This window comes from Enterobacter adelaidei, assembly GCF_041937165.1.
GTDB classification, from domain to species: domain Bacteria; phylum Pseudomonadota; class Gammaproteobacteria; order Enterobacterales; family Enterobacteriaceae; genus Enterobacter; species Enterobacter adelaidei.
In genome coordinates this window covers 2,070,469-2,085,339 of sequence record NZ_CP154353.1, presented here as the reverse complement: position 1 = coordinate 2,085,339, position 14,871 = coordinate 2,070,469, and the positions used below count along the sequence as shown (strand labels likewise).

General features: G+C 50.3%; 13 protein-coding genes. 8 read left to right on the top strand and 5 right to left on the bottom strand.

All coding sequences use genetic code 11. The features are described 5' to 3' along the window. Positions 1-12: 12 nt before the first annotated feature. Both manD and AAHF05_RS10215 read right to left on the bottom strand, forming a co-directional pair. Positions 13-1,227: a D-mannonate dehydratase ManD gene (gene manD / locus AAHF05_RS10220; RefSeq protein WP_108090004.1), complete on the bottom strand. Its 1,215-nt coding sequence runs from the start codon at positions 1,225-1,227 to the stop codon at positions 13-15. A 111-nt stretch (positions 1,228-1,338) separates the two neighbouring features. Beyond that, positions 1,339-1,665, bottom strand: coding sequence for a YnfA family protein (locus tag AAHF05_RS10215; protein WP_028017572.1), 327 nt, complete (start codon positions 1,663-1,665; stop codon positions 1,339-1,341). A gap of 152 nt (positions 1,666-1,817) precedes the next feature. On the opposite strand from AAHF05_RS10215, the gene AAHF05_RS10210 reads away from it, so the two are divergent. Together AAHF05_RS10210 and speG are read left to right on the top strand one after the other, a co-directional pair. Further along, positions 1,818-2,156 carry a DUF1283 family protein gene (locus AAHF05_RS10210; RefSeq protein ID WP_028017573.1) on the top strand — a complete coding sequence of 113 codons (339 nt, stop codon included), beginning with the start codon at positions 1,818-1,820 and terminating at the stop codon, positions 2,154-2,156. Continuing rightward, positions 2,156-2,716 (top strand): spermidine N1-acetyltransferase, encoded by a 561-nt coding sequence (gene speG, locus AAHF05_RS10205; protein WP_129324830.1) that lies wholly within the window; start codon positions 2,156-2,158, stop codon positions 2,714-2,716. Before AAHF05_RS10210 ends, speG begins: the two co-directional genes overlap by 1 nt. Before the next feature lie 17 nt (positions 2,717-2,733). On the opposite strand, the gene AAHF05_RS10200 is transcribed toward speG, so the two are convergent. Beyond that, the gene (locus AAHF05_RS10200) at positions 2,734-3,444 is read right to left on the bottom strand and encodes a YnfC family lipoprotein (RefSeq protein WP_206737116.1); all 711 of its coding nucleotides are present in this window, start codon (positions 3,442-3,444) and stop codon (positions 2,734-2,736) included. A gap of 104 nt (positions 3,445-3,548) precedes the next feature. On the opposite strand from AAHF05_RS10200, the gene AAHF05_RS10195 reads away from it, so the two are divergent. The 5 genes from AAHF05_RS10195 to AAHF05_RS10175 all read left to right on the top strand — a co-directional run bounded on the left by AAHF05_RS10195 (position 3,549) and on the right by AAHF05_RS10175 (position 10,842). Next, positions 3,549-3,815, top strand: coding sequence for a DUF1161 domain-containing protein (locus AAHF05_RS10195; protein WP_028017576.1), 267 nt, complete (start codon positions 3,549-3,551; stop codon positions 3,813-3,815). A 115-nt stretch (positions 3,816-3,930) separates the two neighbouring features. After that, complete coding sequence (gene ynfE / locus AAHF05_RS10190; protein ID WP_129324832.1) at positions 3,931-6,369, top strand: selenate/tellurate reductase subunit YnfE; 2,439 nt, start codon at positions 3,931-3,933, stop codon at positions 6,367-6,369. A gap of 93 nt (positions 6,370-6,462) precedes the next feature. Continuing rightward, complete coding sequence (dmsD, locus tag AAHF05_RS10185; protein ID WP_129324833.1) at positions 6,463-7,077, top strand: Tat proofreading chaperone DmsD; 615 nt, start codon at positions 6,463-6,465, stop codon at positions 7,075-7,077. Between the two features lie 72 nt (positions 7,078-7,149). Then, positions 7,150-7,938: a phosphotransferase family protein gene (locus tag AAHF05_RS10180; RefSeq protein WP_129324834.1), complete on the top strand. Its 789-nt coding sequence runs from the start codon at positions 7,150-7,152 to the stop codon at positions 7,936-7,938. A 240-nt stretch (positions 7,939-8,178) separates the two neighbouring features. After that, positions 8,179-10,842, top strand: coding sequence for a tetratricopeptide repeat protein (locus tag AAHF05_RS10175; RefSeq protein ID WP_129324835.1), 2,664 nt, complete (start codon positions 8,179-8,181; stop codon positions 10,840-10,842). 365 nt (positions 10,843-11,207) lie between these two features. On the opposite strand, the gene AAHF05_RS10170 is transcribed toward AAHF05_RS10175, so the two are convergent. Beyond that, a complete protein-coding gene (locus AAHF05_RS10170; RefSeq protein ID WP_129324836.1) occupies positions 11,208-12,191 on the bottom strand; it encodes an NAD-dependent epimerase/dehydratase family protein in 984 nt (327 codons plus the stop codon). 96 nt (positions 12,192-12,287) lie between these two features. Here AAHF05_RS10170 and AAHF05_RS10165 point away from each other — a divergent pair, with 96 nt between their 5' ends. Next, positions 12,288-13,196, top strand: coding sequence for a LysR family transcriptional regulator (locus tag AAHF05_RS10165; RefSeq protein WP_049005657.1), 909 nt, complete (start codon positions 12,288-12,290; stop codon positions 13,194-13,196). A 120-nt stretch (positions 13,197-13,316) separates the two neighbouring features. Here the strand turns inward: AAHF05_RS10165 and dgcJ are convergent, their stop codons facing one another. Next, the gene (gene dgcJ, locus AAHF05_RS10160; RefSeq protein ID WP_241697896.1) at positions 13,317-14,834 is read right to left on the bottom strand and encodes a diguanylate cyclase DgcJ; all 1,518 of its coding nucleotides are present in this window, start codon (positions 14,832-14,834) and stop codon (positions 13,317-13,319) included. Positions 14,835-14,871 lie beyond the last annotated feature (37 nt).

Below are 14,871 nucleotides of genomic sequence, written 5' to 3'. Positions count from 1 at the left end.
TTCGCTCCTCACTTACCAGTTCCACAGTGTGCCGTCTTCAAGACGGGCCACCGGCAGATAGGCAGGATCGTACGGATACTTCGCTGCCAGCTTTTCATCAAATTCAATGCCCAGGCCCGGCTTATCGCCCGGGTGCATATAACCATTATCAAAGCGCCAGCTGTGCGGGAAGACCTCCAGCATCTGTTCGGAATAGCCCATATATTCCTGCACGCCAAAGTTCGGTACCCACAGGTCGAAATGCAGCGCGGCCGCATGGCACACTGGCGAGAGATCCGACGGGCCGTGTGAACCCGTACGCACCTGGTAGAGCGAGGCAAAATCCGCGATGCGGCGCATCCCGGTGATCCCCCCCGCATGGGTAATGGTGGTACGGATATAGTCGATAAGCTGCTCCTCAATGAGCTGTTTGCAGTCCCAGATACTGTTAAACACTTCACCCACCGCAATTGGCGTAACGGTGTGCTGGCGGATCAGGCGGAAGCACGCCTGATTTTCCGCAGGCGTGGGGTCTTCCATCCAGAACATACGGAATTCTTCGATGCTTTTGCCGAAACGCGCCGCTTCGATGGGCGTCAGACGATGGTGCATGTCGTGCAGAAGATGTTCATTGAAACCAAATTTACTGCGTACCGCGTCAAACAGCTTTGGAGTGAAGTCGAGGTATTTTTCGGTGGACCAAAGCTGCTCTTCCGGCCAGTCTCCTTTCGTGGCAGGCTCATACGCCAGCCCTTTCCCTTTTGACATGCCGTAGGTGGTTTTCATGCCCGGTACGCCACACTGGACGCGGATCGCTTTAAAACCCATCTCTTTGTGACGGGCGTAATCTTCCAGCACGTCGTCAAGGGTGTGCCCGGTGGTGTGGCAATAAACCATCACCCCTTCCCGGGACGCGCCGCCCAACAACTGGTAGAGCGGCATGTTCGCCGCTTTGGCTTTGATGTCCCACAATGCCATATCCACGGCAGAGATGGCCGACATGGTAACCGGGCCACGACGCCAGTAAGCACCTTTATAGAAAAACTGCCAGATATCTTCGATGCGGTGGGCATCACGACCAATCAACTGCGGGCAGAGGTGATCCTTCAGATAAGACGCTACGGAAAGTTCGCGCCCGTTCAGCGTGGCGTCGCCAAGACCGATAATCCCCTCGTCGGTAGTGATTTTAAGCGTGACAAAGTTCCGCCCCGGGCAGGTAACAAACACGTCAGCCGCGACAATCTTCATAATTCCTTTCCTTACATCGTTGGTTGTGATGTTGGAAATTTACTCAACTACACTACTACCATACAAGTATAATGATCATAAAATCAGCGAGCGGTCACAAAAACCGGGCGCTCAGGCTCGCCCCCATCCCGCAACAATAATCAGCATACCGCACAGGGCAATCAGCGCGCCGGCCCAGTCGTATGCGCTGAGTTTTACGCCATCCACCACGCGCAGCCACAGCAGTGCGGTACAGACATAGACTCCACCGTAAGCCGCATAGACACGACCGCTGGCTGCCGGGTGTAGCGTTAACAGCCAGACAAACAGCGCCAGCGCCACGCCGGCCGGGATGAGCAACAAGACCGTTCCGCCCTTCTTCAGCCAGAGCCAGGGCAAGAAGCATCCGATGATTTCGCAGAGCGCGGTGGCGAAAAAAAGGAGTGTGGTTTTGATCATATTTAACGTTGTATGAGGATTTATTTAGACATCATACCTGATGATGTCCTTTACTTTTCCATACCCTGGCTACGGGTATGACGTAATTTTACTTTGGTGTAGAATCTGAACGGGATAACGTGATTATCTGCACTCACTTAAAAGGAAACGCGATGACTACATTAAGCAAACGCCTTTGTCTGACAGCCCTGCTGGCGCTGTCATCGTTCGCCTTTGCCGCCTCAGCAACAGCGGAAACCAGTAAACTCGTTATTGAGTCTGGTGATAGCGCGCAGAGCCGCCAGAACGCCGCCATGGACAAAGAACAATGGAATGACACCCGCAACCTTCGTCAGAAGGTTAACAAACGTGCGGAAAAAGAGTGGGACAAAGAGGATGTCGCTTTTGACGCGCGTGATAAATGCCAGCAAAGTGCAAACGTTAATGCTTACTGGGAGCCAAATACCCTGCGCTGCCTGGATCGCCGTACTGGCCGCACGGTCGCGCCTTAATGTCAGCGCCCTGTGATATAAAACTCCGTCCGCTGGAGCGTGAGGACCTGCGCTTTGTCCACCAGCTCGATAACAACGCCAGCGTAATGCGCTACTGGTTCGAAGAGCCTTACGAGGCTTTTGTCGAGCTGTCCGATCTTTACGATAAGCACATACACGATCAGAGCGAACGTCGTTTTGTGGTGGAGTGTGAAGGTGAAAAAGCCGGGCTTGTTGAACTGGTTGAAATCAACCACGTTCACCGTCGGGCAGAGTTTCAGATTATTATTTCACCGGAACATCAGGGGAAAGGTCTTGCTTCACGCGCGGCGAAGCTGGCGATGGATTACGGATTTAACGTCCTGAATCTCTACAAGCTTTACCTGATAGTCGATAAAGAGAACGAAAAAGCGATTCACATCTACCGCAAGCTGGGCTTTATGGTGGAAGGTGAGTTGATACACGAATTCTTTATCAACGGTGAATACCGCAATACCATCCGCATGTGCATCTTCCAGCACCAGCACCTGGCCGGACATAAACCCTCCAGTGCCAACCTGCTGAAACCTACCGCGCAGTAACCTGCGCGGCTTTATGCTCAGTAGTACTCAATCGTGTTTTTGATCGTGTATTTGCGCTCAACGGCGGGTTTGACGCTATCGTCCGTTATTGTGAGATCGCAACTGACAGGATTATTATGACGATCGTAGTCGCAGCTCTGCTTCACGTTGCCCAACGGCTTGTCATTCAGCATGCTCACTGCCGAGTAATCCATCCTTTTGCGAATATCCTTAGACGGTGTCGACTGAACGGATAAATGCTGATCCCCGGAGACGGTGGTTTTACCCAGCGGGTAACCGTCCGCGTCGTAGCGGTACTTCACCTCCATCTCTTTGCCGTGCGCCGCCACCACAAAACCGTTATCGTCGGTGTCCCACGTCACCCCGGCTGATGGTAATTCCGCCAGCTGGCATTTCCCCTGCAGTTTCACTTTGCGCTGCTGAGTTTCCGCATCAAGGTAGTAATTGGCATCCAGCACCAGCGCCACACCGGTGTTAGCCTCGAGGTCATGCAGCTCCAGGGTATCGAAGCACCCTTCTGTCGACACGGTACCGGCGACCCGTTTAGACACTTCCCCTTTTTCATTGAACAGCGTCTGGGTAAAGTCTTTGACCGGACCGCGCAGAGGGTCAAAATCAAACTCGTTAGAGAAGCTCGCCATCTCGGGGGTAAACGACAGCGGCGCGGTGTTGTTATCACACCCCACCAGTGTCGCTGCCAATAGCGTTATCGCTGCGTATTTATTCACATTCATTACCGTACAGAGAGATTATTCCCAATCATATTAGCAAATACAGTTGTTTACACGAAGCCTGCTAAAATTAATCTACACACAGAGATAAGGAGCTACAGATGAAACGGTTACCCTGGATTACCGCCCTGCTGTTAATGAGTGCTTCAACGGCCGCGCTGGCGGCACCGGATTCCTGCGAACGCGTGAAAAGCGACATTCAGCAGAAAATCATCAACAACGGCGTGCCGGAGTCAGGTTTTACCCTGAGCATTGTGCCAAACGACCAGGCTGACCAGCCGGGCACGCAGGTGGTGGGTCATTGCGCCAACGATACCTTTAAAATCTTGTACACCCGTACGGGCAACGGTGCTGCTGAAGCTCAGTAATTCACCCTCAATCCCCTTTGATTTGATGAGGATTAATATTTAATACCCCCACCCATCATTAGCCCGGTTGTAATTACGGGAAAAATAATACGCAATTATAATGATGGGGTGAGCCATGTCCGATACTGAACATCACGGCGGAATTAGCCGTCGAACACTCGTGAAATCTACTGCCTTAGGTTCTCTGGCGCTTGCCGCCGGTGGTTTATCGTTGCCCTTTGGCGTGAAAAGCGCCGCCGCTGCGGTGCAAAACGCCATAAGCCCCGTGGAAGATAAAGTGGTCTGGGGTGCCTGCTCGGTCAACTGCGGTAGCCGCTGCGCATTGTGTCTGCACGTCCGTGACGACGAAGTGTATTGGGTCGAAACCGATAACACCGGTGAGGATATTTACGGTAATCACCAGGTTCGTGCCTGCCTGCGCGGGCGTTCTATTCGGCGTCGCATCAATCACCCTGACCGTCTGAACTACCCGATGAAACGCGTGGGCAAACGCGGTGAAGGCAAATTCGAGCGTATTTCGTGGGATGAAGCGCTGGATACGATCGCCAGCAACCTGAAAGGGGTAGTGGAAACATATGGCAACGAGGCGGTGTACATTAACTACTCCTCCGGTATTGTTGGCGGCAATATCACCCGCTCCTCCCCTTATGCTTCTCTGGTCGCGCGCCTGATGAACTGTTACGGCGGTTTTCTGAGCCATTACGGCACCTACAGCACCGCGCAAATCGCCTGCGCGATGCCGTACACCTACGGCAGCAATGACGGCAACAGCACGTCTGACATCGAAAACACCAAACTGGTGGTGATGTTCGGCAATAACCCGGCGGAAACCCGCATGAGCGGCGGCGGGATTACGTATTACCTCGAGCAGGCTCGCGAGCGTTCCAACGCGCGCATGATCGTCATCGACCCGCGCTACACCGACACCGCTGCAGGACGTGAAGATGAATGGATCCCGATCCGTCCAGGCACCGATGCCGCACTGGTGGCCGGTATCGCCTGGGTATTAATCGACGAAAGCCTGGTTGACCAACCTTTCCTGGACAAATACTGCGTTGGCTACGACGAAAAAACGCTCCCGGAAGGCGCTCCCGCTAACGGTCACTACAAAGCGTATATTCTCGGCCAGGGTGACGACCAAACAGCCAAGTCCCCGGAATGGGCCTCTCGCATTACGGGCATACCGGCAGACCGCATCATTAAGCTTGCGCGCGAAATTGGCTCCGCAAAACCGGCCTGTATCTGTCAGGGCTGGGGGCCACAACGTCAGGCTAACGGCGAGTTGACAGCCCGCGCCATCGCCATGTTACCGATTTTAACCGGAAACGTGGGGATCAACGGTGGTAACAGCGGCGCGCGTGAGTCGACGTATACCATCACCATCGAGCGAATGCCGCTGCCGGATAACCCGATAAAAACGCAAATCTCCTGCTTTAGCTGGACGGATGCCATCGCTCGTGGGCCGGAAATGACCGCCCTGCGCGACGGCGTTCGCGGTAAAGATAAGCTTGATGTGCCCATCAAATTTATCTGGAACTATGCAGGCAACACCATCATCAACCAGCACTCGGATATCAACAAAACCCACGACATCCTGCAGGACGAAACCAGGTGCGAAACCATCGTGGTGATCGATAACTTCATGACGTCATCGGCGAAATACGCCGATATCCTGCTGCCGGATCTCATGACCGTCGAGCAGGAAGACATCATTCCCAATGATTACGCCGGGAACATGGGTTACCTGATTTTCCTTCAGCCCGTGACCGCACCGAAGTTTGAACGCAAGCCGATCTACTGGATCATGAGCGAAGTGGCAAAACGTCTTGGGGCTGATATTCATCAGAAATTCACGGAAGGCCGTACCCAGGAACAATGGCTGAAGTATCTGTATGCCAAAATGCTCGAAAAAGATCCGCAGCTGCCGTCGTATGATGAACTGAAACAAATGGGCATCTATAAGCGCAAAGATCCCAACGGGCACTTCGTGGCCTATAAAAAATTTCGCGATAACCCGGAGGCTAACCCGCTGAAAACCCCTTCGGGTAAGATTGAGATTTACTCCAGCAAACTTGCAGAGATTGCGGCAACCTGGGAGCTGGCCAAAGATGAAACCATCAGCCCTCTTCCGGTTTACGCTTCGACATTTGACGGCTGGGATGCTCCCGAGCGCACCCAATTCCCGCTGCAGCTGTTCGGTTTCCATTTTAAAGCTCGTACTCATTCGAGCTATGGCAACGTCGACGTGCTGAAAGCGGCCTGTCGTCAGGAGGTCTGGATTAATCCTGTTGATGCTGAAAAACGCGGCATTAAAAACGGCGATACGGTGCGCGTCTTTAACGATCGCGGTGAGGTGAGAATTGAAGCGAAAGTCACGCCGCGCATCATGCCCGGCGTGAGTGCCATGGGACAGGGAGCCTGGCACGACGCCAATATGAACGGCGATCGTATCGACCATGGCTCTTGTATCAACACCCTGACAACCCATCGACCTTCTCCGCTGGCGAAAGGCAACCCGCAGCACACCAATCTGGTGCAGATCGAGAAGGTGTAGGGAGTGAAACGCAAGACCATGGTTTATTCTATGGTCAGTATTATAGGTTAACACAGTCGCGCGGACGTCATCCGCGCGAGCAAGGAAGGTTTAATGAAAGACATATCGCATCGTGAATCGTTAGCGTTTAGCGCCCGGGTACTGGGCGCGCTGTTTTATTTTTCTCCTGACAGCGAGCAGGCTGCACCGCTGGTGCAGGCCCTTTGCGCTGGTGAATGGGTTCAGGACTGGCCCCTGCCATCGGAAACGCTGCTGCCTGTTGCCGATACGTTTGCCTTATCTTCCGATGAGCCGCTGACGGACGCCTGGCAACGGCTGTTTATCGGCCCTTACGCCCTGCCCGCTCCGCCATGGGGTTCCGTCTGGCTCGACCGCGAATCCGTGCTGTTTGGCGACTCGACTCTCGCGCTGCGCCAGTGGATGCGGGAAAACAATATCGCCTTTGAGATTCAGCAAAACGAACCGGAAGATCATTTCGGTACCGTGCTGCTGCTTGCGGCGTGGCTGGCCGAGAATGGCCGCGAGGCGCAGTGCGATCAGCTTCTGGCCTGGCATCTATTGCCGTGGAGCACCCGCTTCCTGTCGGTGTTTGTCGACAACGCCGGGCATCCGTTTTATGCCGCGCTGGGCAAGCTCGCACAGTTGACGCTTGCGGACTGGCAATCAAGATTGATTATTCCAGTCGCGGAAAAAACGCTCTACCGCTAAGGGCTGTGGCTTGCTTACGATTTAAGGGTTGGCTGCAGTTGGTGCAACCCACTCATTCTTAAGAGATAGTGTATGTCTGCCATGGATTTATCAAAAATGGGCATTGCCAACGTGGCGCTGAATATAAGTGACTGCGGTCATACCGTTATTGAAAAATATCCAGTTGGCGAGGTGGAGTACCGTTTCTATCAAGACGTTGCCACGGAGCTTAATCAGGCAGGAATTGCGACCCCAAAGCTCTTTTCTGCTGATGCTTCCATGCGTATGTTAAGAATGGAATATATTCCTCACAAGGTTGAACAGAACGATGTCGCAGATGATGATGCCATCATTATGCTGGAACGCTTGCACTGTTACCCTGCAAATTCTGAATGGCGCTACCACACTCACTTATGGTCAGAACTCGCGCTCGAAAAGGCCCTCAAGCTCCTGGCATTACCTGATAAAACTGCGCAGCAGCTACGGCTTTTTCAGAAATGTAGTGAGGTTTTGTTTGGTAAACAAAACCTGGTATCAGGCGATAGCAATGCCGGCAATTGGGGAAGAAGAGAAAACGGTGATTTAGTTCTTTTCGACTGGGAAAGATTTGGAAAAGGAAGTGCCGCTATCGACCTTGCGCCTCTGATAAAAGGCCTGGGAACGAAGCAAGCGTTTATTGATATTTCTAAACGCTATTGCCAGTTCTCTTTCCATTACGATGCTAATACGTTAGCGAGAGAAATTGCCATTGCCAAAGCATGGATTGTCACCGAAGTCATTGTGCTGCTCAATGAACGGCAAAAAGCAGCATTTCCCTTGTATCTCAAGTGGTATAGAGAACATCTTCCAGACTGGCTGGATGATGTCGTCAAAATGCTATGAATGAACAATGGTCTAGTTACAGACAAAGATGTCTGCTCTGTGCCAAGACGGAAGTTGCTAAAAACAGTTTGTGTGGATTACGGGGGGCAGGTCAGGCTTTCCGTGGGCTATCAGTGTGGGATCTCATTTGCAAACACACACTGAAAAAGATCTGCCGTATTGACTCAAAATAGAGCAGATGCCATATCATAGGTCCGAAGCTTCGGTAGACAAGCGATAATAATAAACAGGAGTGTCGATTTGGTAACCAGTACGCCCTTATTAGACAATTGTTCTTTGTCGGACCTGATTTTCTTGAAGGTGAACAAAGGTGACAGCAGCAATCCGGAAAAAGTAGCTGACGATTTATTGAGAGAGGCTCGCTATGAGCAGGCATTATCCAGCTACCTTCAATTAGATCAAACCGACCCTCGACTGGTGGCAAAGATTGCCTATTGTGAATGGATGCTAGACCAATACGAAGAGGCCAGGCAACGCCTGATAGTGCGAATTGAAACGCTTGATGGGGATGGTATTGCACTGTTGAGCAAACTCATCAGTATTGACCGTGATTTCTGGAAAAGAGATGGCGATGATGAAGCGCTTATTTGGCCGCGATTGAAAACCGTCACCTCCGCTAGTACCGTCCCATTAATAGCGGTTTTCGCTCGTATTCAGGGCCGCTGGACAGCAGATATCCGCGATCCTGCACAAAAGCTTCATGACTTATCCCGCTTGCTTGCTTTTTATCCAGACTGCCAGCCTCTTCGAATTGCCGTTTTTGAGAGCATGCAACGGATGAAAGTCTCTGCTGAAGAGCAATATGCGTTACTGCATGCCCACTCCTCTTCACCTCTAATGCCTAAATTTATGTGGCTACTGGCCAGTGCCGCCGCTGAGGTAGGTAGATTCGATGAAGCATTGGGATATCTGACTCAGCTTGAGTCAAATGAACATCTCGCCGATCAACCCTCACAGGAGGTTCTGTGGGAAATTGAGATTGCCCGATGTGCTATATACGCAAAAACCAATCCCCTTGAACCCGCATCGGGTTTTATCCGACTTGGAAACGATGCCTCCTGTTCATTTGAGGGGCGGGTGATTGCCCACAGATCAGCGCTGGCTGTTGCCTGCGAAAGCGCAGTCCATCTGATCCCTGAACTGGCAGACTCCTTTTTAAATACGCTCGAATCAATCAAGAATGACATACTCATAAGTTCTGCAGGATTAATGAATCCACTCTCCCCATTTACCGGTAATCGATGGGGTGGTTACGTGACGTCCTGGTCCTGCGGAGACCTGACACCCTATAAGCAACTCCTTATCGACACTACTAAGGACCGTTCTAATCGACTCATTTGTGCACTGTTCGTCATTGAAACATTGGAATCGGCTTTCCTTTATACAGACACCGATGAGCTTAGCGCAGAGTTCTGGGATAACTTGGCGAGAGATCTCGGAGATGTTACTGAGTATCCTGATGAGTTCAAGGGAGAATTGCTCTCACTTTATACCGTTATTCACGCCCATAGAGTCCGCCCCAATTGGGCAAAATTGGGTCAGTACTGGATGATTTCTGCCCGGGTGGCTCAAGAGCATGAGGCCGAACTGCCTCACCACGCCTTAATAATTGAAGTCCTTGATAAACAGGCAGAATCTGCGCGTAAGTTTGCCACTGGTGTGATTAAATATCTTAAAAATCATTCAATTACATCACCAAGCGCCTTTGACCTAGTGGAAGAGCTGGTGCAGTCTCTGACCCGTCACCGATTATATAAAGAGCTCTATCAGTTAATGGTCATCGTGGCAAAGGATGACGAACGAAGTGATGTCCAATTTTACCTGGGATTATCATCTCAAAACATGAAGCAAAAAAACGAGGCTGTTTCTGCATACCAGCACGTGCTTACGAAAAACCCCGAGCATCATTCAGCCCTTTTCAACGTGCTATTACTTTGTACAGATCACTCGGATACCCCTCTACTTCAACAGATTGAGCCCTATATCCTCAACTTCAGCGGTGATGCTGAACAGGAAGAAGAGCTGAGTGAAGCTTGGATCAGTGCACAGAAACGCTGTGAAGACAAAAACGCGGCAAAGACACATATTATCACTCGCTATTTGTCCACATTCCCCCCGCTACTTGAAGACATCGTGAGACCGGAGGATATCTCTTTGCGCTCAGCAGTTGCATTGATGGCGCTTTACCGGTGTACTCATGCAGAACCACATGATACAGACCTCTACTCGCTTGACGAAAGCAGCCTTTCGTTTTCTCCTGTTATTCCAAATAGAGCCATTTTGTTTGATCTTCTGCAATCTGGGCTTGCATCCATCCACCCGGCAACTCCCGCTGATGCTTTTCCAGTTTCTGATGGAAAAGTGTCTGGCATTCGCTTCGGCAGTGTTCGCTGGCATATGTCCGCTTCATGCGAGGCACTGATCAAACAACTCCGAACCCTCAACGGAGACCTTCCTGAACGCTGGCAAAAAGAGCTTATACCTTTCGCCCGGGAAATCGCGCAGGGAGAAATCATGGAGTATTTAGGCTTTCTCGCGGAAGAACGCAGATGGCCTGAACCCCGCAATACGGAAACACTTTCGGATCTAACACGTGAGCTAATCAATGAGTTATCCGTCGCCCAGGCTTTCAACCTGGCATATCTGGGTGCTATGTCAGCGAGCGACTACAAACAGAAATATCCAGTTAATGCACAGCAGGCGACGGATATGCTGATCAGGCGTACCGGAGACAGACTCGAATCTGTGCGCAGCGGGAGGTATCAAGCCAAACCTTACGATCGGCCATGGAAATTACCACGCTCTGCTGTAAGCATCGTACTGTGGGGAACATTGTTAAACCGGGGAGACGATGGGTTTACTCAAAGGATGTCAGATATAAAATTAGAGTTTTTATCTAAATAACTAAAAAAGCTGATTCAGAATGGTACTTCAGCTACTCAATACGCTCGTGTAATGCTAATACAGGAAACACGACGCTAATAAAAGCCTTTGCATCAGTCTTTCGCCCATTCAGCCGATATAATCAGATACAATCCGGTTGGGTGGGCAAAATAGTCCATAAGAAAACAACTCAACAACCCGCCTACTAACACTAAAAGTCATATTGGCTGAGCAATGCACCTCCACTGACTTGAGTTAGCAGCAACTTAACCGAATTTTTAAGGAGTCTGTGACCAGCCTCTGTTGATTATCTCACGGAAATGCTATAGATGCCCTTCGCGATTCAATTGCAAACTCCCGCTCCTCGCTCACAGCGGCCCCTTCAGTTATTGAGGCGATCCGCTTTGTGCTGTGAGGCATCCCAGTCCCTGTAATGTCATACGAACAGCCTCATCAAGAGGGGTATGCGGCTCGGCACCTAAAAAAGTCACGAGCTTCGTATTGTCCAGGCGGACCGATTGACGCCACAGATACCGCATTTCCAGAAGTTCGCGCAAGGTTGCGTTGAAAGGTGCCGCCAGGTACATAAACCACCACGGAAATGAGTGTATTTTGGCAACAACGCCATAGTATGCGGTGATACGTTGTATCGCCCTGACCATTTGGCTGCCGTCGGGATCCCAATGTCCTTGCATATGGAATCGCGCAAATGGCTCAAGTTCTTCACGTCGCGCCAGCAATGCAGTAATAGTTTTCGCGATATCAGGTAAATAGGCCCACTGATGACCTGTTTCAGCCGTACCTGGATTAGAAATTACTTTTGGCAGCGTGCCAGGCTTGATCAAACCTTGAGAAAACCAGCTATTACCAGCGTGTGGACCGAAAAAATCCCCCGCGCGGACGACCAGAACCCGTCCGCCACGCTGTGAATAGGCCTCAAGTTCTTTCTCCATTTGTACCCTGATCGCTCCTTTCCTTGTGACTGGCCTTTGCTGAGCATCTTCTCGTAACAGCGGGAAGGCATCAGGGCCATAGTTGTAAACGGTACCTGGAAGCACTATCAAGGATCCATTTCGTTCTGCTGCATTGATTGTGTTGCGCAGCATAGGCAATACAAGATGCTGCCAGTTTCGGTAGCCGGGTGGGTTGACGGCGTGAACGATCACAGAACAGTCTTTCGCCGCAGAGGCGACTTGTTCTTTGTCGAGAGCATCGCCCGCTATCCACTGGATTTCGCCATTAAGTTCGCTTCCATGGCTTCCTCGTTTTAATGCACGTACCTCCCATTTTTCCCGAATGAGTTGTCGAGCAGTTTCACCACCAATACCGCCTGTAGCGCCTAGTATTAAGACCTTCCCTCTGGTTTCCATCGTATTTGCCTCTTTGCTGATTTCAGATTGACAGCATAAGTACAGGCAGAGCTAAATGGTATTGCATATCAATATAGGGCAGGTATACAAATTTGTATGAAGACATCTATTCCATGGGAGTGGTACCGAACATTTCTTGCGGTGCTCAGAGAAGGATCTCTTTCCGGTGCATCGCGCATGCTTGGTATTACGCAACCAACGGCAGGTCGGCACATAGCTGCACTGGAATCTGCCCTCGGCCAGGTATTGTTCACGCGGTCGCAAACGGGATTGCTGGCAACTGAAACTGCGCAGGCGTTGAGGGTACATGCCGAAGCGATGGAGAGTACGGCTAACACCCTGGAGCGTACAGCGGCCAACGTTGGTGCTAGCAGCGCGTCCATTCGCGGTGTAGTACGTGTCTCTGCAAGTGAGATTATTGGTGTCGAGGTACTCCCGCCACTCATTGCGCAGCTCAGGGAATCCAACCCGCAAATCACGATTGAATTAGTGCTGTCCAATCGGGTTCAGGATTTACTGCATAGAGAAGCAGACATTGCGATACGCATGACGACGCCAATACAGGAGCAGCTTATTGCTCGTCGCGTTGGCAGCATTGAGCTCGGTCTACACGCGTCCACTGCTTATCTTGCCCGACATGGCGCGCCTGAAAGTACCGAAGATCTGTTGAAACACGCGCTGGTTGGTTTTGATCGGAATACGCCCTTCATCCGTAATGTATTGAAAAAATACCCGCAGCTAAATCGGGATCTCTTTTCTATACGCACTGACAGCGACGTGGCTCAGTTGAGCCTGATTCGCGCCGGTGCAGGCATTGGCATATGCCAGGTACAACTGGCCAATGGATATGTTCCGCTACAGCGGATACTTCCACATTTCTTTTCTTTATACCTTGATACATGGCTCGTTATGCACGAAGACCTGCGTAATAGTCGGTGCTGCAAATTAGTTTTCGATGTTCTGTCAAAGGGATTAGCGGAATATATCTACCCGAAGCGAACGTAAAAATGCCAAAATACATCACCCATGTAATGGCATGCCACCATACAGTTCGGCCTTAGATCGTCCTTAATCAGATTACACTGAGCGCTATCGTGCAAGAAATATTGACTCATGCACGCGTGTTTATCGGCGTTCTTCATATTTGCTGCGTTTATGCTGATAGAGTAACTCGTCGGCTTTCAGCATCGCGACATCCAGCGTGTCTCCAGGCCGCAACTGATATGCCCCCCAGGAAAATGCCACCAGTTTATCCGGGTCAATCGTGAGTAATTGCTTCTGCGCACGGGTAATAACTTCGCGGGATTTATTCAGCGTATAATCGATAAGAAGTAAACAGAACTCATCGCCCCCAAGCCTGATACCGTAGTCACTTTTACGAATGACATTGCCAAGAACCATCCCCAGCGTCTGTATCGCTTTATCCCCCATATGGTGACCGAGAGAATCATTGATTCTTTTGAGGCCATCACTGTCAATGGCGATGATCGTGACAGGGATAGCTCTGTCAACGAGTGAGCGGATTTTATGTTCCAGCTCAGGTGTAATGACTTTTCTGTTATACAGTCCGGTCATTGCATCCGTCACATTATCCCTGGAAAGCAACGTTTGTCTGATTAACTGCTTATACGCATATCGGCATAATGCCCAGGTTCCGAGGAGATAAAGCAGAAACAGCCACAAATTCGCAATAATGACGTAGAAAGCATCCAGTTTCACATGCAGAGTGTAATACTGGGTGAGTGAATCTTCATAACTGATCAAAGCAAAAGATTTGATATATGGCTTATGGAAAGCAATATGGATGCCGGTTCCATTATCGGTGACATATAAAGAAAGGAATCGCCATAACAACGGACGATCGACAGTATTAAATGAAACAACCAGATCGTCAACATTGATGTCTGTAATCAGAATGCCTTTTACTTTATCACCCAGAAATACCGGGGTAAGCATGCTAATAATATTATTGCGAGTGTAGCCATCCTGATAAATATGAGACAGCGTGGTTTCCCCCTTCAGTAGATCTTTAAGGGCATTATCATCAATCGAAATCGTGTGTGCGCTATGTGCAATATTGATGCTGCCATTATTACCCTCAAGCCAGTTACTGAAGGTATAGTTGTGGGTATTAACTAGCTGATTAATATAAATATAGTTATGAGCAAGATCGATATAGTATCTGATGTTCCTGAACGTATAGCCGGAATAATTTGAAAAGCTGTACTTCGACTGGGCTGCGCGCTCAGCGGTGTGGATAACCGAAAGTGCGCCAATGTCTCCCGCCCACTCGTTACACGAGGTATTGCGGGTTTGCAGCGTACCTTCAAGGTTATTCCTGTTTTTCTTCAACAGATTGAATCCGTAAATATTACCCTCGGTTTCTAACTGCTGACATATTGATGCCCGTTCGCTATCGTCAGAGTGCGCATCGGCTATTCGACGATAAAACTCGCGCGAGAGCCGGGTGGCAATATTCTGGTTAATAGACTCTTCATGAAAAAGTGCCGATTTCCCATTTTCAGCAACGTACCCCAGATAGTTCTGTAAATCATGCACGTTACGAACAGCCAGCGCGGTAAACAGTGAGGTTGTGCAAACCACGATCAGAATAATCGCACTGATATATTTTTGTCTGATCAAGATGGCTCATTCCCTGTTGTACCACCTAAAAATAATA